This window comes from Fictibacillus barbaricus, from assembly GCF_031457135.1.
Classification (GTDB): Bacteria; Bacillota; Bacilli; order Bacillales; family Fictibacillaceae; genus Fictibacillus; species Fictibacillus barbaricus_A.
In genome coordinates, this window is the sequence record NZ_JAVDWA010000006.1 from 136,515 (window position 1) to 160,924 (window position 24,410).

Sequence of the window (24,410 nt, forward strand, 5' to 3'; positions counted from 1 at the left end):
AAAATTTTCGAGTTTCCTGCTGTGAAAACCGTTAACAGTAAGAGGATAACCTACAGCAGCCATATATTAATTTGTTTGAGTATATTATTTCTAAGAAAATTAGAATTTCAATTGATTGATAACATCAGTTCAATTTTGGCGCTAATATTATTCTTTCATCTCTCTGTTCAATGATAATATGATACGACTGATTATTTAATCTCTGCCTTAACTCTAGTGGTATTGTCAATTTACCTTTTGCTGAAACGAATTGTTTGTATTCTCTTGCAGGAGCTCGATCAATAACAATGACAGAATCATTAAAACAATCTATACCCACTTCCACTCCATTATAAAGTTTAAACTCTTCTCTCCAGGTAACAGGTATGTAAAAATAGCCTTTCTCATTTTTATAAGTTTTCTCAGTAAAGATTACCATGATGACACCTCCAAGAATGATGAAATTCTATATTACATTTATTGTGCTAAATAGTTAAAGTGAAACTGAGTAATCTTGCTTAATTTTTAACAAAAGCCTTCTCCAAAGAGAAAGGCTTTTAAAGTTACATTAATATTTTAATAAAGCGAATGAATCTTAAATTTTTTGTGTCTTTAAATAAGATTCTGCATCCATCATTAATTTTTGATATTCATTTATTAATTGATCTAATTGCTCACTTTTTGAAAGGAGCAATGGATCCGTTAGATTCATACCTCTCTTACTTAATTCATACAATTCATTTCTAGTAATATCAATCTGTATTTCTAATTTACACCTTTTCACAACCCTTTATTAACCAGTCCTTTCTAGCTCTTAGATTATTATTAAAAATTGTTTATTTAAACTGTATCGGATTTTTGTATTAAAATTCAAGCGAATTAATACTTATAACCTACTAAAACATTTCATATTAACTAATTATATAACTTTCAAAATTATTTTCACTAGAATACCCCCAAAAAAACAATCAAAAAGAGAAGGACTGTTACAACTCTTTATTATTCGTCTTTAATGCGCTTCGTTTATGGATTTTTTTGTATTACGAATAAAGCCTCCCACTGCGTTGGAGGCTTAGAAGAAAATTATATGTACCATCACTATTCATATTTCACCTAATGAATTATGAATAGTGACTTTAGGTTGGTAATTATTAAAATCTGAATAATCTTCGTATTATTACTCCCCAGTAATAATTAAATGAAAAATTAAAGAAACAAGTACTAACAAAATGGTATTTACTTCTCAATTTTTTTACGGAAGTGGCTCAACTGCTACGTTTCCTACTGTTACGGCTTCCGTATATACATTGGTACTTGTTTGACGAAGACGCATATTAGCGCTTCCTGATGAACTAGGGTTTAATTGAATATTTACAACTTTTTGCCCGTTACCCAGGGCATCGGTCGTGATTGCAAAATTACTGCTGTATCCGTATGCTGCTGGCCAGCTGCCATCAGAGTTCTGAACTTTTGCGATTTGTGTACCAGATCCGTTATAGACTCCTAGGTTTAAGTTACTATACGTCGTATTCGCTGTAAGTCCGTTTACTCTCACTCTAACTTGGAAAATCCCTGTTGTTGGAAGAACAGCCTGATGATCGAACGAATATCCACTCGTTACTGGAGGTTGATTTGTTTTATAACCATATGATCCTGATGCAAACGTTGTTGTATCATACCAAAGGTACCCTGCTGTAGGAGCTGACCATGGTTCTGTCTGAGGTTCCGTTGACTGACTCGGTGTTTCTGATGAAAGTAAAGCTGTTGCTGTATCTAACTGTAAACCTGATATTTGATTTAAAGCGGTATAGCTCTCTTGGATCGCTAACCAGTTGACGATATTAACAAGCAATGTAGCGTCATTTTGTTCTTTATATCCATCATAGGTTGTTTTGGATGCTCCGGTATCTTCTCGTTTATATTTTGGTGTGGCGTCTTCTACAGGTGAAGAATCCCCGATGAATGCTGCCTTTCCTGCACCTACTTTTGAAACTGCCGCGAACGGACCTTCCTCTCGTCCTCCACCGTTATAGACACCTTGATCTACTGCACTTGCCCATTTCGTTGTTGTTTTCGGAAGGTAGACAATTCCTTTTGCTTTGTTAGGGTCCATGATGGCAACTGTCGAACCTGCATGCATCGCGACAGTTGATACCCCTTGCGTGATGCCAAATGATTGGGTAGGCGCTACAATATCGTTGGCTGTAACGTCACCGATCGCATTATAACGAAACCGAACTCCAAAGTTTGTCGCTAGCCAATCTGAACTCGTCACACCCTGCATAGCAGCAGAACTCGATTCTCCGGTACTCATACCCTTTTCTGGATTAGTCCATGCCCCTCGGCGATATCCGTTGAAAGCTTCTGAAGAATCCCAGCGGTTTTTGTTTCGGTCAGCATTGTAATGATCTGCGATAAAGAAGATACTTCCTCCGTTTTGAACATATTGAAGAAGCGCTGCTTGTTCAGACGATTTGTATGGAATGTTCGCTTCAGGAATAACAAAAACGCTATAGGTGCTCAGATCACTATATGTAATCGGAGTTGTCTTACGAAGCTCTTTTACATCAAAACCGTTATTCGCGAGTCCGTTTCCAAAGTCCGAGAACCCTCCATCAATAACCCAATCCGCTGTACCCGCTGTTTGGCCATGTGTGTTATCAAATAATATTTTCTTTCCATTGTTGCTATTGATAACTTTTGCTTTTATCTCAGGTGCTGGATCTGTTGCACTTTCTGCTGAAACTGGTTGAAGAGAAGAAGGAAATGAAACGGATAAAGCGGTAAAGAGTGTTAAAACGGCAAATCCCAAACGACCAAACTTTCTTTGCATATTGAATGCTCCTCTCAAATTGGTGTAAAAGATTTCCTTTTACAAAAGCATTATAGCAAGTCAGTTTGATAGTTTATTAAATATTTTGTAAATTATTAATATTTTTAACATAAATGGTTATTTAGTCCTTTTCATTGAAACAGAAAAATTTCCTATTAAATTAATCTAATTACTTTTCTTTAGACCAAAGACCTATTTCTATCAATCATCAATCGAGTTATTGCTTTGATTGGGCTTCTCTCTTTAAGATTTTTTTAAATTGCTTTTTGAAAGAGGATTTGCTTTTTATTGAAAGGGAAACTTGGGAAAATTCTTTCAAATGCCCTTTAATTAATACTATGTACCCGAGACTTATTTCCCAATAACTAAAAACTTGTTCTGATGCTACAATTCTATTACGCCCTGTGGGGTAGTTTAATAAATAGAATGGAAGTAGCATGTGGCAAAGAACGTTCTATTATATGTATATCCTAATTTTAAAGAGATTGAAGTTGTTGCGGCTTTATCCATATTGAATAAAAAGTATGATCTTCATACTTTCTCCTTACTCCCAGGTCTAGTGCAATCGGCTTGCGGGTTAACCATCAAACCAAGTGTTAAGATAAAAAACATTCAATCATGGAATTACGATATGTTAATTCTTCCTGGGGGAGAGACGACAGTCTCAATGAATCATCATCTAATGAAATTGCTTCATGATTTTAACCGTGAAAAGATAACGATCGCAGCCATTGGGGAAGGCGTTTATTTCCTGAGTCGTTCGGGGTTATTAAAGGGAAGGACATATACGACCTCATCAACAAGTAATCATTCTTCTATAAAGGATGGCTATCATGTTAACCGCCCCGTCATAGAGGATCAAAACTTGATTACTGCTAAGGCTCATGCTTTTATTGATTTTGGACTGTTGATCGGTGATCGTATGAACTGCATTGAAAGCATCAATGAGTATAACTTTTATAAAGGAATAAAGTAATTGAGGACACTCTCTTTATTGGAGAGTGATTTTTATTTGATATTTAAGAAAGCTTCAGAGTTCGGACAGCGAGTGCAGAGACCTCGCAAACGAAATAAAATCTAGAATATTAGTGGCTAGTGCACTTGATTTTAATGAGACTAATACAGACTAATATAAAAACCTGAAGCTAAAACTGCTTCAGGTTTTTTCAGTTACTCAACCTTTTGCGGGTCTGTAGTTTTTAATGCCATTTTTTCAATTAGAGCACTCGATTGTTTAAGATTATATTGAATTTTTGATTACAAAATCTATATTCTTCTTATAAGCCCTCTGGATGATTCATCTGATATTCTATTTGATGTTCCACCTGAGCTTCATGCAATTGCAGTTGAGCATCTAGCTTGTTTGTAGTAACGGAAGAAATTCCCGCAACTATAACAGATGAAGCTAATGAAATTATTGAAGTTCCAATTCTTGAGAATTTAATGTCTAAATTTGAGATAAGTTCTTTGCAATTTAAGCATCCTGCCTGCTTCGGCAAGTCTCTAGGACAAGATAACGTCTTCTCGAGATGGTGTTATGTCACCACTGACTGGAATGTTAGAATTAAAAAAGAATAAGTAGCTAAATTCTAAGTACAAAATCATGGAGTCTCATATTTTATTAGCTGAAACCTCAGATTGGTGCACTAATACAACACGTGGCACATATCCCTCATCAACTTTTCTTATTTCAAGATAATCAGACGTATAAACGTGCAGTACGATATGTGGTTCATTTTCATATGTAACGATATTTCCTCTTTTGATTTGCATGCTCTCACCCTAGCTGTTAGTTTCTACAGTTAATTATACTTATAGCTGTTACAAGGAAAAGCGTGCACGAATTAGTGCACAGACTTAATTAATTTCATTGATTTAGATTTACCTAGATTGCTCCAAATATTAAACAACCCTTATAAAATAAGACTTATTTAATTTTAATTAATCTAATTTAACTCAGTTTTCTTACTAGAATTCCTCTGGCAGCCAAAAGGTCAGCGGTTCGATCCCGCTAGTCTCCACCATGCATAACAGTTAAAAACCCTTGAGGATTCAAGGGTTTTGTTTTTTAAAATGGCAAATTTTTATCAAATAAAATTGTTTAATGTTAATTATCCTGCCCTTTAACTTAATACCAATAATTTCAAATTCGAGCGGTATACTCAAGGAAAATATTCATAATAAAAGTGCTTACCTTATTAAGGGATGCGTCAGGAAAATGCGGATTTACAACGATAAGGAAATTCTAAATTAAAAAGCCCAACTTCTCTACAAATCAAAATAGAGAAATTGAGCTTTTCAGTTACTTCATTTACTTATTGAATTCATTAACTGGAAGAAGTATTCAGGTTTATGAGTCTTATTTAGGTTATACCATGAATGTAATGCATCTGGTGTAAATACATCTAATTGTTTCAGCACCTCCATTGCAAATTCCAGAGGAGCTATTCCTGATGCAGTAACTAAATTCGCATCAGATACTGCAGATCCCAACTCATAGAACTTTTCTCCTTTGTAGTTAGGACATACCATTTTGGTATATTCCAAGTTATTACTTGTGTGCTTTTTAGTATCTAAGTATCCCCTATTCGCGAGGGCCTCAATTGCGCCACAAATTGCAGCAACAATGGTGCCAAGCTTTAAAGCCTGGCCAATTCTTTCCAAGATAGGCTGATGAATGCCTTCACTCCAAGTAGTTCCTCCCGGTAAAATTAAAAGATCTTTATTTTCAAAAGTACATTCATCAAGGGACATATCTGGTTTTATGCTCAGCCCTCCCATAGTCGTAATCATTTCTTTATTAGCTCCTACTGTCATTACTTTTAAAGGTGCTAAATCTTTTTTGAAATACCTTCCTGAGCTTAGTTCAGCTATTAAATATCCATATTCCCAGTCTGACATTGTATTAAATACATATAAAAAGACTTTTTTTGTTTGCATCCAATAACACTCCAATCACAATTGATATAGCCAGTATAATAAAACTTCCCTGACAGTTAGCGTCAGGGAAGTGATCATACTTCATGAAATTTTATTAATTCCGACAGAACTTCAACAAGTCTTTTCTTCAGACTGATCGGTTCAATCACTTTAATAGATTGATTGTACGGTAAAAGTAAATAAGGTACATATGTATGAATCACATCTTTTTCAAGAAGAAAAACGGCTTGGTTTGAAGTCCGTTCCTGTAAATAATGTCCTAAAAACCAATGTTGGCAAATATCATCCAATACACTTTTGTCCCCAGAAATAACCAAAGCAATAATCCCTTCCTTATCTTCTATAGCTGGAAGAAGATTTCTTGTAAAAAAGTCACGTGCTGAAAAATCTTCCGGCCGGTTAAACGTATTTTCAGTCAGCATTAGACTTTCAATTCGATCTACTCTAAAACTACGGATATCATTTCTAAGATGACAAAATCCAATCACATACCACTTATTATTCCAATAGATCATTCTGTACGGATCGACCAATCTATCATTTAATTGCGTTTCTCCACTTTTATGGTAAACAATTTTTACTGAGTACCCGTCAGCTACGGCCTGCTCCAACTCCTTCAAAAAAGGTTCCATAGAAAGTGAACGTAATCGACTGATTACTTCAAGACTCGTTAAATGTTGGTTTACCTTTGTTTCCTGTTCTTGATTTGAGTAGTTACTTAGTTTTGAAATAGCCCTTTTTAGTGCCTCACCACCATAATATCCGGCTTCTTCTGCAAAAACAGCAGCGTGAAATAATGAAGTTTGCTCCTCAAAATCAAAAAATAGAGGAGCCTCAATAAAATTGTCCAATAATGTGTATCCACCGTTATGTCCTGGTTCTGAAATGATAGGTACGCCACTTGTTGAAATTGTATCAATATAACGATACACGGTCCTTATATTCATCTCTAACTTTTCTGAAATTTGTTTTGCAGTAATTTTTTCACCTGAACGAAGCATCCATAGAATTGCTAACATATTGTCAATTTTAGGCATATAATTTCACCTCTGTGTCACTCTATATCACTCTATATATAATTAATAACCATCTTACCATACCAATTATTTCAAATATAATAATATTGAGCAATCCTCATATTCCATTAAATGGCCAGTTCATAAAAAAGAGTACATTTCTTGCACCCGATTGTTGAAGAACTATACTATCTTATGTTACTGCAAATTAAAAAAACTTGGCATTGTTAAAAGGTTATTAGACTCTCTGTACGTTCTTTTTAAAAAACCTTTTACTTGAAAATCTTTTTGCTGCAGCAACACAAAATACCACACCTACATTTACTAGAACGAGTATAAAGCCAACTTTCTCTTGAAGAATAACAGCAGCAAGTAAGAGTCCAAAGAATGGTTGCAATAGTTGTAACTGCCCCACTGATGCAATGCCACCTTGAGAAAGACCCCTATACCAGAAAACAAATCCTATATACATGCTAAACAAAGAAACATAAGCTAAACTCACGTATGTTCCAATACTAATCCGTTCCCAAGAACTTGGAATAAGATAAATGGAGAGTATAGCCATAAAGGGCAGGGACAATACAAGCGCCCAAGAAATTACTTGCCAATTACCTAATTTACGAGATAATTTTGCCCCTTCTGCATAGCCCAAGCCACAAACTATTATAGCGAGCAACATATAAAAATCGCCAAGTAGCAAAGACTCGCCTCCTTTAAATAAAGCAAATCCTGCAACCAAAAAGCTTCCTATTAATGAGAAGACCCAAAAACCAGTGCTGAGTCGTTCGCCACCTCTTATAACACCAAAAATTGCTGTTGACAATGGAAGAAGACCTAAAAAGACTATGGCATGGGCAGAAGAATTATGCTCAAGTGCCAAAGCTGTGAGAAGTGGGAATCCAATAACAACTCCGAGCGCGACAATAATGAGTGATAATATATCAGATTTTTCAGGTCGTTTTGCTCCTAAGATCATAATGACTAACAAGGATATTAGTCCAGCTATTGCGGCACGAAATACGGTAACAAAGTATGGATCAAGCTCGCCGACAGCAACACGAGTTGCAGGAAGGGAACCGCTAAATATAAGTACTCCTATAAAACCATAAATCCAACCTTTTGTAGTAACATTCACTATAATCACTCCCGAATCCTATACTTTGAATTGTCTTGTCAAAACAATAATATTGATTATAATAAACGTAAGCTCAAACTGACCTTTTGAAAAAGGCCAGTTTTATCATTTTTAACAACGTCAGTTTGAAGGAGTACCATCCATTGGACTTAACACCGTTTTTAAACAGGGATTCCAAAATTCCATTGTATCAACAACTTATTAAATTCTTTAAAAGTAATATGCACGATGGCCGAATTAAAAAAGGGATGAAACTTCCCTCAAAAAGACACCTTGCAAAAAAACTACTCATTAGTCAAACAACTGTTGAAAGAGCATACGATCAACTGTTAGCAGAAGGCTATATTTTAAGTAAGCCAAGGAGCGGGCTTTTTGCAGATTATGATGAGTCATTTTTGATACACCCCGATCCAAAGCCTGCTGAATTACCTGTACAAAATTTTAATGGAACAACGAATGAAATCATTGATTTTCACTATGGTCACGTTGATTCTAGTTTTTTTCCCCTTTCTGCTTGGAGAAAGAACGTTGTCGCTAGCTTAGATAAATATTCAGAAAAGCTTTGTCGGCCTGGTGACGTCTTAGGGGAGATTGAGCTTCGAACTCTTATAACCGAGTACCTTTACCAATCTAGAGGCGTAAATTGCGAGCCAAATCAAATCATTATTGGTTCAAGCACCTCTTACCTCCTGCAGATGTTATGTCACATTCTAAACACCAGTTTAAAAGTGGGCTTCGAAGAGCCTGGATACCCAAGATCTAGAGAAATTTTTGAGTTAAATCGAAAAGAAATCATCCCTTTACCACTAGATAGTGAAGGTTTAAAAATGGACGCAGTTAAAAAAAATATCCCTGACTTAATTTACATAACACCGTCGCATCAATATCCCTTAGGAAGAATAATGACAATTAATCGAAGGCTAGAATTATTAAAATGGGCAGCTGATAATCATTCGTTTATTATTGAGGATGATTATGATGGTGAATTTAGGCACAGTGGTCAACCTATTCCTTCCTTACAAGCTCTAGATAAGGAAAATCGTGTTATCTATTTAGGGACTTTCTCAAATTCTTTTCTTCCTACACTACGTATTAGCTATATGATTCTTCCACGGTCATTATTAAAGAAAGCAACTCAGATTACCTCGCTATTTAAACAAACGGTTTCTTCAATTAATCAATTTGCCCTTGCAGAGTTCATTCAAAATGGTGAATGGCAAAAACACTTGAATAGAATGAGAAAGCTTTACCGTAAGAAAAGAAAAATCATCTTAGAAGCAGTTAAAAGAGAGTTAGGTGATAAAGTTAAAATTCACGGAGAAAATTCCGGTCCACGAATTCTCATTGATGTTTATTTAGAGTTAAGTGAACAGGAACTCATTCAAAAAGCTGAAAATCATGGTGTAAAAGTTTATCCTGTATCTGATTCATACAAAAAAGGTTATGCATTTAATACAATGTCATTAGGATTTTCGGGTGTATCAGAAGAAGAAATAAAAAGAGGGATTTATCTACTGAATAAATCTTGGGATTTAAAATAAGAGATTACCTACCACCCTTATTCGGGCGGTTTTTTTGTTTTACTGGAAGCTCTTCGTCAATTATCTGGCCCGTTTGTTGAATAAATTTAATTATTTCACAAAGTATCTATTATTGTTAATGTGAAATCTCCCATTAGGTGCACATACAGACATAATTTATTTCATTGAATTAGATTTACCTAGTTTGCTCAAACAATTCCAAAATTCCTCTGGCAGCCAAAATATCAGCGGTTCGATACCGCTAGGCTCCAGCATACATAGTAAAAACCCTTGAGGATTCAAGGGTTTTGTTTTTTTTTATAAATTACATTTAAATTGTAGTTAATCAAATAAGTTTACATTTGGTAAACCTTTAATAAACTAAAGTAAGTAGGCTTAAGTGTTTTGTATGCTTAACGGTGAGATAAACACCTTCAATAGAGACAACAAGTTAAAGTGGTCAGTGTGTCCATTAATCACTCACCTTACTTAAATTCCCCATTTAGTGAAAAGGACTAATTTTTTATACTTATTCATTTCTTAGCCAATTGTTTTTTAGGAAACTCAAATCCTATTGAATAATCATCTTTTAATATAAGCATTGCATCGAACTTTCTTTTTTCTTTGGCTTTTGGCTTGAATCCTTTAATGATATTTGTTTTGCCTTTCGTACATAAATCCTTCACTTGTTTCTCTGTTATTTTTTTACTTAGAATTTTCCCCGGGAATGTTTGTTTACAACCACTTGCATATTCTGAACAGCCATAGAAAGAACGATTCGTGGTTATATTTCCTTTTTTGCAGCGTGGACACACAGCAATTGCAATCTGATTCACATTCTTAACACCATCAATACTTTGCTGGATGGAATTTGCATTCAATTGTCCAGGAACTTCTTCAATCAATTTATATAAGAACTTTGCAATGCTTCCCAAAAACGCTTGAGGTGTGCCGTTTCCGTTTCCGATTTTCTTTAGATAGGTTTCCCATTTGGCCGTCATGGAAGGACTGGAAAGCAGGTTCCCTTCTATCGACTGACACAAGATCTTTCCTTTTTCGGTAATATGGACAATGTTCTTTTTCACTTCGATGTATTGATGTTTTTTAATGGTTTCGATGATTCCACTTCTTGTCGCTTCAGTACCTAACCCTTCAACTTCTTTTAAAATTTCCATTTCTTCTTCATTTTCAACCGATTTTCCACACGTTTTCATCATAGAAATAAGCTGACCCTCCGTGTATGGCTTGGGAGCAGTGGTCATTCCTTCTTTCATTTTGACGACACTCTTCACGTTCTCCCCTTTTTCAAGTTTAGGCAGAGCTTGTACAGAAGCTTCATCTTTCTTAGCTGAGCTGTCATTTGACCCGTAGTTAAACAGCTCTTTCCAGCCTTTGCTGATTTCTGTTTTTCCCACCGTATCAAAGTCTAAACCATTTACATCCGTTGTTACTTTTGTTTCTTCGTACACATAATCATGATGAAACATAGCTAAGGTTGTGTTCAATACTTCAAAGTAAATATTTCTCTCTTCTATTGATAGCCCTTGAATTTTTGCACGTGTTGGAACCTTTTTTGTAGGAACAATCGCATAGTGCTCCTGTACCTTTGATCCATCCACATACCTTTTACTAGGTTTTTTAGAAGCTGGGGTAAAACGGTTCTCTATTAAATCTTGATAGGATTCAAGATTAGCAGATAAATAGGCAAACTCATTTTCCGTTATGTACTGCGTGTCTGTTCTTGGGTAGGATAGGATTTTCTTATCGTACAATTTTTGAACCGTATCCAGAACCTTCTTCGGACTGTATTTCCATCGTTTATTTGCTGTTGATTGCAGAGTAGAGAGCGCATGCAGTTTAGGTGATTTGATATGCACTTCCTTTTTTGATACGGATTTTATGATGCCTGTATCGTTACCTGTTATGCTGTGCTGATTTAATAGCTGTTGAACTTCTTCTTGGTTTTCACTTTTTATTTTTGCTTTTCCTTTATATTTTCCGTTTGCTGCAGTAAAGTTCCCTTCAATTTCATAGAAGGGTTTTGGAACAAAATTCGCAATTTCGAGGTGCCTTTGATAGATCAAGTAAGTTGTTGGTGATTGCACTCTGCCTATGCTCAAGCTATCTTTAAGACCTTTTTGCTGTAAAAGCAAGGTATACAGACGGCTTCCGTTCATTCCAACGAGCCAATCAGAGATTTGACGTGTTTTAGCTTCGGAATAAAGTAATAGATCTTTCTTGTTATCGTGAAGGTTTGAAAACCCTTTTCGGACTTCATCCACTTCTAGAGAGTTAATCCAAAGGCGTTTAATCGTTTTGCCTCTCACACCTGTCATATGGTAGATCGAATAAAAGATATTCGAACCCTCACGATCAACGTCACAACCGTTAATGAGCATGTCAGCTTCCTTAAACAACCGTTTTACCGCATTAAACTGTTCATATTTTCCTGAAGCGACCTTAAATTCATAACGTTCAGGCAGGATCGGTAAGGAAGATAACCGCCAAGTTCCCCATTCTGGTTTATATTCTTTTGGTTGCTTCAGCTCTACCAAGTGACCAATTCCCCATGTTATCGTAGCTCCATTCGGAAATATGCTGCATGGGCTTAACTCAATAAACGTTTTATCTTTCTTTTTTATTGTAAAGGCATCTGAATAAGCCTTAGCCTGTGATGGTTTTTCTGCTAGAATGACTACTTTGCTCATTTTAACTTCACCTTTGCACTTGAATTTTTCTTTAAGTTTTTTTGTGTATTTGGGTAAGGCATTTATTCGTTTGTTCCATTAATATTCGTTGCTATTCTCGGTTTGCTTCATATAACTTTATAATACGTTCTTTATAACAACTAAACCCTTTTCCCTAATGCTGAATTTCAAGTTATTAAGTAAGGGATTTTCCAATAAAAATTTTATTCAGATATCACTTAGTTTCCTTCTTAATTGTATCATTTCGTTTATAAATCCAAAAATCAATCTCTTAATCTATGATCATGACTTTGAAGGTTCAAGTTGTTTCTCCTTTTTTCTTTACTAGGATTGCTGCTCTGTGTTTCCTCTTTTCTTATGAACACATCCACCTTCTCACTCAATAAAAAAGGGTGCATTTCTTGATTCAGAAATGCACCTCAGTGCTAAAGAAAATCCAAATTATTATTTACTTAAGTCCAAGCGCCAATTGTTTCGATTTTTATGTTACTGGCGGGCATAAAAGGCGTAAATCCTTTTACGGCAGTGCTCTTTTCATTATATAGAAGATTGTACTGCCTTAGCCCTACTTTCTATGATCAGCTTCAGCTCTGCCAGATCAGTTATCGTATAATCGGCTGCTTCGGCTTTGTCCCAGTGGGGGCTTGTTTTCCAGACGGATACCATTCCGGAGTTCTTCGCGGCTTCTACGTCATTTTTCGGGTGGTCGCCTACGAACATGCACTCTTCTGTCTTAACGTTCAATCGCTCTGCAGCCCTCTCGAACATGAGTGGATCTGGCTTCCTCAGCCCCTCCATCTCAGATATAAGGATCGTGTCGAAGTACTCCTTAATTTCTAGTGCCTTGATTGTGTCATTTTGAAACACACCGTATCCGTTCGTGACCAAACCGAGGCGCAGGCCGTTTTTCTTCAGTTCATCCAGCATGCTTACAAGATTCGGAAAAGGTGTGCAATGGTCCTTGAACTTTGTTAAATAGTCATCGAGCATTTCTCCTGGGGGCATTCTCCTGACAGCCAGCTCATCGGCTAGCTTCTGGTACACTTTGTCCTTCCATACATATCCGTTCTGCTCCAGCTCAATAAATTTTTCTACAAATATCTTTTTAGGAATATGAGACAGCACAGATGACAGACGGGTATGCTGGTCTTCTACAAACTTCTTAACCGACGTGTCGCGGTCCAAAAGTGTTCCGTCCAAATCAAACAATACAGCTTTTATCAAAATGACACTCTCCTATCCTTGCATTCTCTTTATAAAGGTTGAATACCCTTAATCATAACGTTGCATGCTTCATTTAACTCATCCTATTTGTAAAAACATAAGAAAAGGGCATTGCCATTGCGGCAATGCCCTCTCTTTACACCCTTCACTAATTAAAGCTTCGAACATTTTCATGTCTTCAGAACCCTGTTAATGCTCACTGACTGGATACCGTTTGTCCAATATTTGAGTACAACCCAAGTTTTTGATCCAGTTCATACTTCTGACGCAGATGATGACGAAAATGCATCCCGACAAGAGCAAACCACTCTTGTGCATTCAGCCAGCCAAGGCCGCCATGTTTATCTTTGTAATTCGGGTTTATATTTTCTACTTTCATTTCCAATTCTTTCATCCTATTTATTAGTTGATTGAGCTCAAGGATAATGTTCTCTTTACTTTTTGTATTGTCAGGTGGAGTATCAAGTTCATCCGGTAATTTGATTTTAATTGGCGGGAATCCGCCAATATTAAATAAATATTCTCCAAATTCCGTCTTACCCTGCTTTTGCTCTTCAACAGTTGTCGCACAAGCTTCAACCTTATCAAGATATTCATGAGCCACGACAATTAAATGATCATACATTTGACCAATAGACCAAACCCCTTGCCCAGGTGTATGCCTTAGTTGCTCAAGTGAATAATCTTTCAAAAAACCTATATATGTTTCAATCAATTTCAGATCACTCATATGTTAATAAGCTCCTTTCGATTAATTTGAGGAACCTAACTTTTCAAATCGTATAATTTATAGGTTGGATACCTTCTAATAACATTTTCCCGCTACAGTAGCGAAATGTATTTATACTTCAGTTGGACTACTAAATGAGCAAGGCTCTTCACTCTTATCACTAAGAAATACGCTTTTTATAGTAACTATTTATCTTTTTTAAAAAAATGAACAGGACGGATTTCGGTGTACGAGCCAAACTCTTCCCCTTTGCTGATTTGTGTTGTCGGATGAAGAGAGGCTAGCTGAATTGCCTCATCCATACTCTCTGCTTCAAAAATGAAAATGCTGCCGATCCTCTCCTTCGTTTCTGTTAATGGACCATCTGTAACAATCACCTTACCGTCCACACGGCGCAAGCTTATTGTCTCTGAGTCTAAACCGGCATCAATCAGCACGTTACCGCTTTCATAAAATTTCTCAATGTGCGGCTGGCATTCACTCATTACGGCATCAATCTCCGCCCTTGGGCGTGCATCCATTTTTTCAGGGTTGAAATAGCCCATGCATAAAAATATCATTGTCATCTCTCCTAGATCACTCAAATTTTTTAAATCTATGAATTACAAAGATCTATTTTTCAATCCAATTGTTAGCCTGTTTTAAAAGCTGCGTTTCGCTGCCCAAACTCCTTGCATTTTACTAAGGAATACAATTTGCCCAATATGATAGGCGTCGTGCATTGCTAAACTCTTCAGTTCATTCACTAATGGATTGTCTTTAGGGATTTCTCTATACAGTTCTTCTAGTTCTGATGTTGCTAGTATTTTTTCTAGTTCACGATGAACATAAAAGTATTCTTGTTTTGTTTTCTGCCAATTTTGAGACGTCTCAGTTGGCAATCGATATGTAGCGTCATTATTTTCTGCCTGTGGTTCATTCGCTGTTTCACCAAGAAATCGTACCAGAATTCTTTTTTCATAGAAAAGCAAATGACAAACTAATTCCCAAATGGAATGTGCCCCCTCAACTGGTTTCCAAATTGCCTGTTCAAACGTGATATCCTCTAGCACTTTTTCAAGTGGTGGAAACCAATCTTCTTGATCTAAGCAGCTTGTCCATTGCTGTAGCAAAAGTGTCCTTACATCCATTTTCTATTCCCTCCAATGTAATCCTCTTATTCGATAATGCGTTGGATAAAATTGATTACGGCGTGCTGTTCTGATATAACTTACAAGTTCAAGATGAACCATCTAATCACCTTCCTTACTCTACAATCTGGACCGTTTGTCCTATGGCAGCCAAAAGGTCAGCGGTTCGATCCCGCTCGTTTCCCCCACACATAACATTCAAAAAACATTTAAGGAATAAAGTGTTTTTATCATCTTCCTCAGACTAGCCGAGAGCAGATTACGATCTGGTTTGATTTGGACATACTAAGTAAATAGGTGTAATTCCTGCAAATTCTACTTGTTTAGTTGTCGAACGAAAGGTTGGTGCAGCAGTTGAAGAAAGAAGAAAATTTGAAGCGAGGATTAAAAAATCGGCACATCCAGCTGATTGCTATAGGAGGAGCCATTGGAACGGGTCTTTTTTTAGGGGCAGGCAAATCGATTCATCTAGCAGGGCCATCCATCATGTTGAATTACACGCTGATTGGAATCATGCTGTTTTTTATGATGCGCGCATTGGGTGAAATGCTTATGTACAAACCAACATCCGGCTCGTTTACATATTTTGCTGAATCGTTCATCGGTCCATGGGCAGGTTTTATCACGGGTTGGACGTATTGGTTTTGCTGGATCGTGACAGGCATGGCTGAGATTACTGCGGTCGGTCTCTATGTGAAGTACTGGTTTCCTAGTATTCCTCAGTGGCTGACAGCACTTGCTGCCGTTCTCATCTTGCTTCTTATTAATATGTCCGCTGTAAAAGCTTTCGGGGAAATCGAGTTCTGGTTCGCACTCATTAAAATCATAACGATTTTCGCCCTCATTGTTGTCGGGATCGCCTTGATCGTTATGGGCTATGAAAGCCACGGAACGCAAGCTTCATTTTCAAATCTTGTGAATCATGGCGGTTTTTTCCCAAATGGATTAACAGGCTTTTTCCTCGCCTTTCAGATGGCGCTCTTCGCGTTCGCGGGAGTAGAACTGGTCGGAGTAACTGCAGGTGAAGCACAAGATCCTGAAAAAACGCTGCCGAGTGCAATCAATAACATTCCTGCTCGGATATTGCTTTTTTACATCGGATCATTGATCGTTTTGATGTCTATCTATCCGTGGGATAAAATTGATCCAAACTCCAGCCCGTTCGTGTCGGTTTTTAAGCTGATTGGCATACCAGCGGCATCAGGCATCATCAATTTCGTTGTATTAACATCTGCCATGTCGTCCTGTAACAGCGGTCTGTTCAGTACTGGCCGAATGTTGTATACGCTGGCTAATGAAGGAAAAGCACCAAAAAAACTAGGTTCTCTCAACAAGAAACAGGTTCCAGCAGCAGCTCTGATTGTTTCAACTTTCTTCTTGTCTTTTGGTGTCTTGCTTAATTATTTATTGCCTGAAAAGGTATTTACACTGGTGACAAGCATCGCGACCATTTGTTTCATTTGGATATGGGGAATCATTCTAGTTTCACACCTTCGCTTCCGAAAATTAAAGCCCGAAGAAGCTAAAAAGAGTTCGTTTAAAATGCCGCTTTCACCGCTGATTAATTGGATTGTGCTGGCATTCTTCGCTTTTGTAATTGTGGTGCTCGGTTTTGCAGCGGATACACGAATAGCTCTTTTCATTACACCCGTTTGGTTTGTTATCATCATCATTGCCTATATGATTACAAAAAGGAGAACAGAAAAAAGGGCTGGATAGTTTAGATCTTATAAGGCTCTAGTAATTTTCGCAGTTCTCTCAAAAAATGATAGCTTATGATAGCGTTAACCCATCCTCATACTGCTGGGATGCAAAGTATATATAAATGGAGCCATATGCTTCATGAGTTTTATTTAGAAGGATGAAAATATTTGGGGAACTTTCAAAAACCGATTGTTAAAGATAATCTTTTAATTGCAAGAGATCTATTAAATGGAAACACAAACCTGACTACAGTAAAAATTAACAACTCTTTCATTTATCAAAGTACCATTATCACACCGATCACTATACACAAAAACAGCGTTACAGATACGATTGCAGGTGAGCAAGCAACTCCAGCTGGAGGCTCAGCAATTAGCCGAAATACAAATGGGGTATGGATAAAAAGAATCTCCGCCTCCAATGGTAAGTAGCAACAAATAGGAATTACGAAAAACAAAAAAGACCCTTCAAGGTCTTTTTTGCGTTTATTTTTACTTTTTAAAATGGTACGGCACGGTAGCCACAATTACATCTCGTTTAAATAACAGATAGGCTCTAATTAGTAAACTGGATTGGTTATGAAGAATATTGTGCCAGCTTTTTTTCGTAATAAATTGTGGTATCAAAACCGTAACACGATAATTATTTTCACTCGCTTTTTTCTCGACTGTATCTATAAATTTTGTTAAAGGAGTAATGATGCTTCTATATTGTGATTGCAAAGTTACCAGTCGAACGTTAGGCTGCCATTTATTCCACTTTTCTTCAAAGATTCTCTCATCTTCTCTTTCAAAAGCGATGTATACGGCAATTACCTGATCTGTTAGTGAGGTTGCATAATTAATCGAATTCTCAACAACCTGTGTAATACCCGCCACTGGTACAATAATTACGTTCCCATCAATTGGTTTGATCGTCTGGCCTGGTTTTATTCTTAGTTGTTCCCCTACTAATTCATAGTGCTTTTTGATCCGGTGGAAAATGATGATGATAATCGGCAAGAATACTAGAATGGACCAAACTTGTTCGAACTTCGTTAAAAAGAACATTAAGGTAACGATAAAGCTGATTAAAGCACCGGTTGAATTAATGATTAGTTTGGGCACCCATCCCTTTGGCTTTTCCTTCACCCATTTAACGATCATTCCTGTTTGAGATAATGTAAATGGGATGAAAACACCAACCGCATAAAGAGGAATTAGGCTTTCCGTTTCTCCTTTAAAGATTATGATTAAAATAATGGAAGCAATACCTAGTACAGTAATTCCATTAGAATAACCGAGCCTGTCACCCCGAACAGTAAACATTCGAGGAATAAACTTGTCTTTAGCTAAATTTACGGCAAGCAGTGGAAATGCAGAATATCCTGTGTTTGCAGCAAGGATCAAAATCAAAGCAGTAGTTCCTTGAATGAAATAATACATAAAATTTCGACCGAAAGTTTCATCAGCTATTTTTGATACAACCGTTTCTTCACCACTTGGAGTAATGCCATAATAATAGGCTAAAAATACAATTCCAGAAAACAGAATAGCAAGTAATGCTCCCATCGCCATTAACGTTCTTGATGCATTGTTTGGAGCGGGATCTTTAAAGTTAGGAATCGCATTTGAAATTGCTTCAACCCCTGTTAAAGCAGAACTTCCAGAAGCAAATGCTCTTAAAAGCAAAAACAAACTGAGACCAGCAACAGGCGTACCTATTGGTGTATGAAGTTCTGGCGAAACATGGCCTGTAACGATATTGTAAATACCTACACCTATTAAAATGAAAAGAGCTAACACAAACAAGTAAACGGGATACGCTAATATGGACGCAGACTCTGTTACGCCCCTTAAATTCAGCGTTGTGATAAATAGTACAAAAATAATAGCAATTAAAACATTGTGCTGATGCAAGCTAGGAAATGCAGAAGTGATGGCATCAGTTCCAGCAGAAACACTAACTGCTACTGTTAGTATGTAATCGACTAACAAAGAACCCCCAGCTATTAAGCCTGGGTTAATACCAAGATTTTCACGTGATACAACATAAGCTCCTCCTCCATGAGGATAGGCAAAAATAATTTGTCGATAAGACAAGATTAATGCTGTTAAAAGGATTAAAACTCCTAAAGCAATAGGGATCGAATACCAAAACGCTGCAGTACTTACTGTAATAAGGACAAGCAAGATTTGTTCAGGACCATATGCCACAGAAGATAACGCATCTGAGGAAAGGATCGCTAATGCCTTTGTTTTATTAAGCTTTTGTTCTCCCAGTTCCGTTGATTTTAAAGGCCTGCCGATTAAAAATCTCTTTAAAGAAGATAACACAGAATTTCACCGCCAATTGATTTGTCTTAATTAGATTACCCAACTCATTGATTAATCCATTAATAATTTGTAAATAAAAAGTCCGCAGGTCATCGTTAAAGAGACCTGCGGACTTTAATTTTTGTCGCACAAGTTCCACGTTCCTTCTCATAAACGCTTACGAGGTTAGCTGTCGGATTCGGACCTTTGAGTAGCCCTGCCTACAATAGGATTCACCCCTTGGATTTTAAAAAATCCACTTACTGGTTCCCCCGCACACTTTGGTTTCAGCGATTTAGAAAATTGAAACTGTTGATTATCATACTCCTGTATTTCATGATTGTAAAGCTATATTTTCGCACCTTATTGATTAAACATTTTCATCATTAAAATCAAACGCATTAACAACATAAAAACCCTTGTTTGCACAAGGATTTTATTTGTCTTTTAAAGGCTGTTTTTGTATTCATGGTTGCTTATGGAAGTAGTTGATTTCCGTTCCAGGTTGCTCGCTTTCCGCGGGGCAGACGGTGAGCCACATTCGGACGTTTCACTTTTAAGTGTCTCGCCTGTCTAGCTGCAGCGGTTAGCCCCTCGAGGTCAAAAGTTTAATGGTCCCGAAGGCAAAAAGCGCCTTCTAAGCCCATTCCCCTTTTGCTTGTCGGGGCTGACCAAACCGCTTCCGCTTTTCCGACTGCCCGCCAGTTCCGCAGGAGTCTCACACCTTCCACTCCAATCAACCTGTCAATGAAGTGAAATTAGAAAAATGTTCCATAAGATGCATTCTTTTAGAAAGAGCTTTTAAAACAGTGTATTCCATGTTGCTTGTCCAACGATCCCGTCTGCTGTTAAGCCTTTTCTTTTTTGATATGCCTTTACGGCAGATTCTGTTTTTGCTCCAAAAATGCCATCAACCGTTACACCTAGAGCCCTTTGTATTCTTTTAATATTCGCACTATCCTTAGAACCTTGTTTGATCACATAGCCTGGATATGGGACGATCGCTTTTGGATGCGGTTTTGAAGCTGCTTCCAATCTCGTCATCGTTTCTTTTCCCGCTAAGCCATCTACCTTGAGATTGTTCATTTTTTGAAAGGACCTCACAGCATTGTAAGTCTTTTCACCAAATATCCCGTCAACGACTAACTTAAACCCAATTGCATTTAACATCCTTTGAAGATCTTTTACCCCTTCGCCGCTGTCACCTTTTTCAAGATATCCTTTATTTGTGTCTTTTATAATCGGTGGTTTGGTTATGGCCTCTGTGTCCATTTCCTTTTTTACATCACTAATAAATTGATTAAAGGTGATTCCATATTGATTGAGCGCATTGTCTGGGTCTGTTCGCCGCTTTGGGTCCAGTTGTTTATGGCTTGCAATTTTGCTGAACGGATCCCAATTGTTTTTTTTGCAAAGCCATGACCAAAACCAAACATACCGTTTATAAGCTTCTTGGAAATCGATAGATTCTCCGTAACAAAGCTCTACTCCTATTGCTGAATCGTTTGCATCGGCCCCAAAACGAAGATTATCCATTTGAGCTGAATATTGAACATGATAGGCAATCTCATCTAGCGGAACGATCACTAAAATTTCCTTATCATCTATAAATACATGTGCACTCGCACTTGGCTGCTGATTGTTAAAGTAAGTACGATTCTCTCGTGCGGTAGAACCTGGATTGGCTGTATCATGAGCTACTCCAAAAAGCAGATTTTTGAGTTTCTTTCCAGGTCTTGCATTACCGACCTTAATATAATCGTAAGTAATTACATATGACATGCATATCCCCCCTTCCTATAATCTATGAAATTTTGAGAGAAATGCTTGTACAACAGCAAAAAAAATAGTGCCTCTATGAGCACTATCTCTACTAAAATGTATTATTTTTTCTTTTTAGGATCGGTATCATGTTCTTCTGCAAATTCAGTGGCATATTTCAAATTTGGTCGAAGCCTGCTGACACGTCTTTTTTCCGTTCTTACTGATTGGGACCCAACATTTTTATGCAGAAAACGGTGAACGAGTACTTCGGCAGCTGTAAGGATAATGGCTGATATGGCACTTCCCCAAGCGATTTGAAGATAACCATTTAAGAGTACTGAGCCAAATAGCCAAACGATTGCATATACCATCATAAATTCTGCCATTAACGTGTTTTTATTTCCTATCCTAGGCAGCAGTATTCGGTCTGCAAGAATATAGGTTACAACCGTTGTTGTGATACTAAATGAAATGATTTCTCGTAAAGACGCATCAAAAGCCAAATCCAAACCTATTGAAAATGCGATCAAACAGACAATAAACTTTAGTAAAAGTGCTTTCATCATTTCCAAGTCGAAAAACCTCCTTTTCCTACTATAGTTTGGTACAAAAAATGGAGGTTCATACTTTGTTTTTATTTTTGTTTCAACGCAAAAGTTAAATTCCTTGTGAAATATTTTTGGAATATTTTAGTAATATTTGAAACCTTCTCTTGTTTTTGAACGTCTAATAAAGGAGTGAAAGTTATTAAGGGGGTTTTATTTTGAAAAAACGAAATCAGGCTGTATTATTCGTGCTATCTTCCGTGTTAGCAATCGGTGTATACACTGCAAACGATGATAAAGATCAAGCAAATGCTACGGCCGAAAAGAACTCACACTTGAAAACTGACATTGTACGAACTGACCAAGCTACGTCTAAATCTGTTTCCGTGTCAGCAACTGAAAAGCCAGTTGCCGCACAACCGAAGACGATTGTTGAACAAAGAAATTCGAATACAAAAATAGAAAAACCTCATACTGATACGAAGGCTGCTCCTGTACCGCAGGTCAAAAAACAATCAGCTAAAAAAGCTGCAAAGCAAGAAATCAATAAAACACCAGACTTCATTATGAGCGATGACGGTTACAAATATGTAAATCTCATGACTTCAAATATGGAGAACCTCTCCAATTTAATAAATATTGCAAGAAAACATCATGCCGTATTATATGGAATTGAAGAAAGTGATTGTTTTGCTATGTTTGCACAAGGCAATATAGAAAAACCGATTATGCTGTTCAGCAGCGGTTCTCGATCTGTTTCGATTGAACACGTTGGTATACTTTATGACATGCATCCGGCGATCAAGGATCAAATTAAGGAAGTTGTGGAGACAGGAAAAGAAATGACGGTAGGTGCTGGAGAATATGAAAGCTATTACATCAAAAAAGAAGATGGGATGATTAAACTTTCTTATTAATAAAGAACAGACTGACTCATGTCTTGGGTCAGCCTTTCAATTTTTAATTGTTTAATGCTTTTTAATTTCTTTTAACGCCACTACCTTTAGTGCAAGTAATTCTTCGTTGGAGAATTTTTGTTGAAATTCTTTATACATTGCGACTTGGCCCTTTTCGTCTAATCCCGCAGCAATTTTGTCTTTTACTTTCAGAAACTCATTTAGTGTGTATTTTTTAGAAATGAGCTTGATGGCTTGTTCTTTTGTTGTGAAAAGCAAGTTTCCTGGAGGAGTTTCGCCTGATTCAACGTATTTTCTTATCTCTGGATCGTCGAGCAGCTGATTGATTTCATCTTCATTAATAGCCAGCTGATTCGATATTTCATTCAAAGCTGTATCTGAAGCATAATCTTTCACAAAAAAGTAGCCGCCTACACCTATTACCAATAATAGAGTGAGAAAAATTCCTAATATCCATTTCACCATTTTTTCACCACACCACCTCAAATTGTTTTGTATTCTGCACTTCCATCCCACTGGGAATAAAAGATTTGTCTGCTATTCTACCAAAAATTCCAACTAACTTCACACAATAACCATTTTCATTATGTTATTATTTACCATGTATTGCAACACCAACTTAATTTTCGTAGACAGGAGGTCCATATGGCACGTTTAACTAATCACTTAATCGTGGTTTCTTTTGATTGTTTATCCGCATTAGATTTTCCTGTGCTAAAGGAGCTTCCTCATTTTAAAGAGTTTTTAGCGAGAGGTTCCTATTGCACACAAGTAAAATCGATTTATCCCTCTGTTACATATCCTTGTCATACGTCTATTATTACGGGGAATTATCCTAAGCGGCATGGAATCGTTAATAATACATTGATTCAGCCCGGCCGAACTTCCCCTGATTGGTATTGGCATCGTAAGCATATAAAAGGGACGACTTTATATGATGAAGCGAAGAAAGCTGGAATGAAAACGGCTGCGTTACTTTGGCCAGTAACGGCTCGTGCAAATATTGATTATCATATGCCAGAGATTTTTGCGAACCGGTCCTGGCACCACCAAATTCCTGTCTCTCTTTTTAATGGCAGCATGCTCTACCAGCTGGATATGAACCGCCGATTTGGCCATCTTAGAAATGGTCTAAACCAGCCTGAGCTTGATGATTTTGTCTTGGAATCAGCTGTCCACACGATTAAAATGAAAAAGCCGGAGCTCATGCTCATTCATTTAGTAGATTTAGACTCGCAGCGGCATTATCATGGTTTTTCATCTAATGAAGCGATGGATGCCATACGCCGGCATGATGTACGTCTCGGCAGAATTGTTGATGCCTTAAAGGAAAGCGGAATCTATGATCAATCAACCCTTATCGCATTAGGAGACCATAGTGCACTCGATGAATCAAAAGCGGTAAAACTGAATGTTTTGCTTCAGAAGAACGGTCTGATTCAAGTGAATGAAAAAGGGCTCGTAACCCATTGGAAAGCTTACTGCAAAAGTTGTGATGGATCTGCATATATTTATTTGAATGAACCATCAGATTCAAACACAAAGGAGGTAGTAGGCAAGCTTTTGCAGAATCTATTACAAGATGAATCCAACGGCATAGAGAAAGTTTACAGCCAAGAAGAAGCTGCTTCAATGGGAGCAGACGACAAATGTGCGTTTATGGTTGAAGCCAGACTTGGGTTTTATATCAAGGAAAATCTGGATGGAGCATTTATTGATCCTATCTCAAAAAGAGATGTACGAGAAAAACGCTATACTTTCGCTTCACATGGCTATTCTCCAGAAAAGGACAATTATAAAACCATCTTTATGGCTGCAGGAAATGGCATTCGTCAAAACACCGTTGTTCCATCCATGAACCTAGTTGATGAAGGTCCTACTTTTGCAAGGCTGCTCGGACTCAACTTAGGAGAAACAGACGGAAGAGTAATTGAAGAACTGATAATTGATTTTGAAAAATAAATCGTTACA

Annotated in this window: 22 protein-coding genes, 1 pseudogene and 1 riboswitch; of the genes and pseudogenes, 6 read left to right on the forward strand and 17 right to left on the reverse strand. The window is 37.2% G+C overall.

Going from position 1 to position 24,410, the window contains the following annotated elements; genetic code table 11:
- Positions 1 to 124: 124 nt before the first annotated feature.
- From J2X07_RS15815 to J2X07_RS15820, 3 genes are all read right to left on the reverse strand, one after another.
- Positions 125 to 418, reverse strand: coding sequence for a hypothetical protein (locus J2X07_RS15815; protein ID WP_310260819.1), 294 nt, complete (start codon positions 416 to 418; stop codon positions 125 to 127).
- A gap of 156 nt (positions 419 to 574) precedes the next feature.
- Positions 575 to 763, reverse strand: coding sequence for a Spo0E family sporulation regulatory protein-aspartic acid phosphatase (locus J2X07_RS19990; RefSeq protein WP_396194407.1), 189 nt, complete (start codon positions 761 to 763; stop codon positions 575 to 577).
- A gap of 468 nt (positions 764 to 1,231) precedes the next feature.
- Entirely contained in the window at positions 1,232 to 2,812 is a 1,581-nt protein-coding gene (locus J2X07_RS15820) for a DNA-binding protein (RefSeq protein WP_310260822.1), read from the reverse strand.
- Between the two features lie 439 nt (positions 2,813 to 3,251).
- Between J2X07_RS15820 and J2X07_RS15825 the strand changes: the two genes are divergently transcribed.
- On the forward strand, positions 3,252 to 3,788 hold the full coding sequence (locus tag J2X07_RS15825) for a DJ-1/PfpI family protein (protein WP_310260825.1): 537 nt from the start codon (positions 3,252 to 3,254) through the stop codon (positions 3,786 to 3,788).
- A gap of 635 nt (positions 3,789 to 4,423) precedes the next feature.
- Here J2X07_RS15825 and J2X07_RS15830 read toward each other — a convergent pair.
- From J2X07_RS15830 to J2X07_RS15845, 4 genes are all read right to left on the reverse strand, one after another.
- On the reverse strand, positions 4,424 to 4,585 hold the full coding sequence (locus J2X07_RS15830) for a hypothetical protein (protein ID WP_310260828.1): 162 nt from the start codon (positions 4,583 to 4,585) through the stop codon (positions 4,424 to 4,426).
- A 534-nt stretch (positions 4,586 to 5,119) separates the two neighbouring features.
- Complete coding sequence (locus J2X07_RS15835) at positions 5,120 to 5,752, reverse strand: type 1 glutamine amidotransferase family protein (protein ID WP_310260831.1); 633 nt, start codon at positions 5,750 to 5,752, stop codon at positions 5,120 to 5,122.
- Between the two features lie 74 nt (positions 5,753 to 5,826).
- Positions 5,827 to 6,789 carry a helix-turn-helix transcriptional regulator gene (locus J2X07_RS15840; RefSeq protein WP_310260834.1) on the reverse strand — a complete coding sequence of 321 codons (963 nt, stop codon included), beginning with the start codon at positions 6,787 to 6,789 and terminating at the stop codon, positions 5,827 to 5,829.
- Between the two features lie 217 nt (positions 6,790 to 7,006).
- Positions 7,007 to 7,903, reverse strand: coding sequence for a DMT family transporter (locus J2X07_RS15845; RefSeq protein WP_310260837.1), 897 nt, complete (start codon positions 7,901 to 7,903; stop codon positions 7,007 to 7,009).
- Positions 7,904 to 8,046: 143 nt separating this feature from the next.
- On the opposite strand from J2X07_RS15845, the gene J2X07_RS15850 reads away from it, so the two are divergent.
- Positions 8,047 to 9,444, forward strand: coding sequence for a PLP-dependent aminotransferase family protein (locus J2X07_RS15850; RefSeq protein WP_310260838.1), 1,398 nt, complete (start codon positions 8,047 to 8,049; stop codon positions 9,442 to 9,444).
- A gap of 512 nt (positions 9,445 to 9,956) precedes the next feature.
- Here the strand turns inward: J2X07_RS15850 and J2X07_RS15855 are convergent.
- The 5 genes from J2X07_RS15855 to J2X07_RS15875 all read right to left on the reverse strand — a co-directional run bounded on the left by J2X07_RS15855 (position 9,957) and on the right by J2X07_RS15875 (position 15,215).
- A complete protein-coding gene (locus J2X07_RS15855; RefSeq protein ID WP_310260841.1) occupies positions 9,957 to 12,131 on the reverse strand; it encodes a type IA DNA topoisomerase in 2,175 nt (724 codons plus the stop codon).
- A 537-nt stretch (positions 12,132 to 12,668) separates the two neighbouring features.
- The gene (locus J2X07_RS15860) at positions 12,669 to 13,355 is read right to left on the reverse strand and encodes an HAD family hydrolase (RefSeq protein WP_310260844.1); all 687 of its coding nucleotides are present in this window, start codon (positions 13,353 to 13,355) and stop codon (positions 12,669 to 12,671) included.
- Positions 13,356 to 13,551: 196 nt separating this feature from the next.
- The gene (locus J2X07_RS15865) at positions 13,552 to 14,085 is read right to left on the reverse strand and encodes a DinB family protein (RefSeq protein ID WP_310260846.1); all 534 of its coding nucleotides are present in this window, start codon (positions 14,083 to 14,085) and stop codon (positions 13,552 to 13,554) included.
- A 185-nt stretch (positions 14,086 to 14,270) separates the two neighbouring features.
- Entirely contained in the window at positions 14,271 to 14,645 is a 375-nt protein-coding gene (locus tag J2X07_RS15870; protein ID WP_310260848.1) for a YciI family protein, read from the reverse strand.
- Positions 14,646 to 14,726: 81 nt separating this feature from the next.
- Positions 14,727 to 15,215, reverse strand: coding sequence for a DinB family protein (locus tag J2X07_RS15875; RefSeq protein ID WP_310260850.1), 489 nt, complete (start codon positions 15,213 to 15,215; stop codon positions 14,727 to 14,729).
- Positions 15,216 to 15,569: 354 nt separating this feature from the next.
- On the opposite strand from J2X07_RS15875, the gene J2X07_RS15880 reads away from it, so the two are divergent.
- Together J2X07_RS15880 and J2X07_RS15885 are read left to right on the forward strand one after the other, a co-directional pair.
- The gene (locus tag J2X07_RS15880; RefSeq protein WP_310260852.1) at positions 15,570 to 16,934 is read left to right on the forward strand and encodes an amino acid permease; all 1,365 of its coding nucleotides are present in this window, start codon (positions 15,570 to 15,572) and stop codon (positions 16,932 to 16,934) included.
- A 152-nt stretch (positions 16,935 to 17,086) separates the two neighbouring features.
- Positions 17,087 to 17,350 carry a hypothetical protein gene (locus J2X07_RS15885; RefSeq protein ID WP_310260854.1) on the forward strand — a complete coding sequence of 88 codons (264 nt, stop codon included), beginning with the start codon at positions 17,087 to 17,089 and terminating at the stop codon, positions 17,348 to 17,350.
- A gap of 60 nt (positions 17,351 to 17,410) precedes the next feature.
- Here J2X07_RS15885 and J2X07_RS15890 read toward each other — a convergent pair whose 3' ends face one another.
- The 4 genes and pseudogenes from J2X07_RS15890 to J2X07_RS15905 all read right to left on the reverse strand — a co-directional run bounded on the left by J2X07_RS15890 (position 17,411) and on the right by J2X07_RS15905 (position 21,543).
- Positions 17,411 to 19,234, reverse strand: a complete 1,824-nt coding sequence (locus J2X07_RS15890; RefSeq protein WP_310260857.1) for an APC family permease — start codon at positions 19,232 to 19,234, stop codon at positions 17,411 to 17,413.
- A 139-nt stretch (positions 19,235 to 19,373) separates the two neighbouring features.
- Positions 19,374 to 19,516: riboswitch (cyclic di-AMP (ydaO/yuaA leader) on the reverse strand.
- A gap of 498 nt (positions 19,517 to 20,014) precedes the next feature.
- Entirely contained in the window at positions 20,015 to 20,485 is a 471-nt protein-coding gene (locus J2X07_RS15895) for a peptidoglycan-binding domain-containing protein (protein ID WP_310260975.1), read from the reverse strand.
- Positions 20,486 to 20,494: 9 nt separating this feature from the next.
- Positions 20,495 to 20,995: pseudogene (locus tag J2X07_RS15900) on the reverse strand (peptidoglycan recognition protein family protein); the annotation flags it as partial.
- 101 nt (positions 20,996 to 21,096) lie between these two features.
- Entirely contained in the window at positions 21,097 to 21,543 is a 447-nt protein-coding gene (locus J2X07_RS15905) for a YndM family protein (protein ID WP_310260978.1), read from the reverse strand.
- A gap of 197 nt (positions 21,544 to 21,740) precedes the next feature.
- Here J2X07_RS15905 and J2X07_RS15910 point away from each other — a divergent pair, with 197 nt between their 5' ends.
- On the forward strand, positions 21,741 to 22,439 hold the full coding sequence (locus tag J2X07_RS15910; RefSeq protein WP_310260860.1) for a hypothetical protein: 699 nt from the start codon (positions 21,741 to 21,743) through the stop codon (positions 22,437 to 22,439).
- Between the two features lie 51 nt (positions 22,440 to 22,490).
- Here J2X07_RS15910 and J2X07_RS15915 read toward each other — a convergent pair whose 3' ends face one another.
- The gene (locus tag J2X07_RS15915) at positions 22,491 to 22,904 is read right to left on the reverse strand and encodes a hypothetical protein (protein WP_310260864.1); all 414 of its coding nucleotides are present in this window, start codon (positions 22,902 to 22,904) and stop codon (positions 22,491 to 22,493) included.
- A 180-nt stretch (positions 22,905 to 23,084) separates the two neighbouring features.
- Here J2X07_RS15915 and J2X07_RS15920 point away from each other — a divergent pair, with 180 nt between their 5' ends.
- Positions 23,085 to 24,401: an ectonucleotide pyrophosphatase/phosphodiesterase gene (locus J2X07_RS15920; protein ID WP_310260867.1), complete on the forward strand. Its 1,317-nt coding sequence runs from the start codon at positions 23,085 to 23,087 to the stop codon at positions 24,399 to 24,401.
- Positions 24,402 to 24,410 lie beyond the last annotated feature (9 nt).

Bases quoted from the DNA above. Each gene is read 5' to 3' on its own strand.
- J2X07_RS15815 (WP_310260819.1), bottom strand. From the start codon at position 418: ATGGTAATCTTTACTGAGAAAACTTATAAAAATGAGAAAGGCTATTTT.
- J2X07_RS15820 (WP_310260822.1), bottom strand. From the start codon at position 2,812: ATGCAAAGAAAGTTTGGTCGTTTGGGATTTGCCGTTTTAACACTCTTT.
- J2X07_RS15830 (WP_310260828.1), bottom strand. From the start codon at position 4,585: ATGCAAATCAAAAGAGGAAATATCGTTACATATGAAAATGAACCACAT.
- J2X07_RS15835 (WP_310260831.1), bottom strand. From the start codon at position 5,752: ATGCAAACAAAAAAAGTCTTTTTATATGTATTTAATACAATGTCAGAC.
- J2X07_RS15840 (WP_310260834.1), bottom strand. From the start codon at position 6,789: ATGCCTAAAATTGACAATATGTTAGCAATTCTATGGATGCTTCGTTCA.
- J2X07_RS15855 (WP_310260841.1), bottom strand. From the start codon at position 12,131: ATGAGCAAAGTAGTCATTCTAGCAGAAAAACCATCACAGGCTAAGGCT.
- J2X07_RS15865 (WP_310260846.1), bottom strand. From the start codon at position 14,085: ATGAGTGATCTGAAATTGATTGAAACATATATAGGTTTTTTGAAAGAT.
- J2X07_RS15870 (WP_310260848.1), bottom strand. From the start codon at position 14,645: ATGATATTTTTATGCATGGGCTATTTCAACCCTGAAAAAATGGATGCA.
- J2X07_RS15875 (WP_310260850.1), bottom strand. From the start codon at position 15,215: ATGGATGTAAGGACACTTTTGCTACAGCAATGGACAAGCTGCTTAGAT.
- J2X07_RS15895 (WP_310260975.1), bottom strand. From the start codon at position 20,485: ATGGACACAGAGGCCATAACCAAACCACCGATTATAAAAGACACAAAT.
- J2X07_RS15905 (WP_310260978.1), bottom strand. From the start codon at position 21,543: ATGATGAAAGCACTTTTACTAAAGTTTATTGTCTGTTTGATCGCATTT.
- J2X07_RS15915 (WP_310260864.1), bottom strand. From the start codon at position 22,904: ATGGTGAAATGGATATTAGGAATTTTTCTCACTCTATTATTGGTAATA.
- J2X07_RS15920 (WP_310260867.1), top strand. From the start codon at position 23,085: ATGGCACGTTTAACTAATCACTTAATCGTGGTTTCTTTTGATTGTTTA.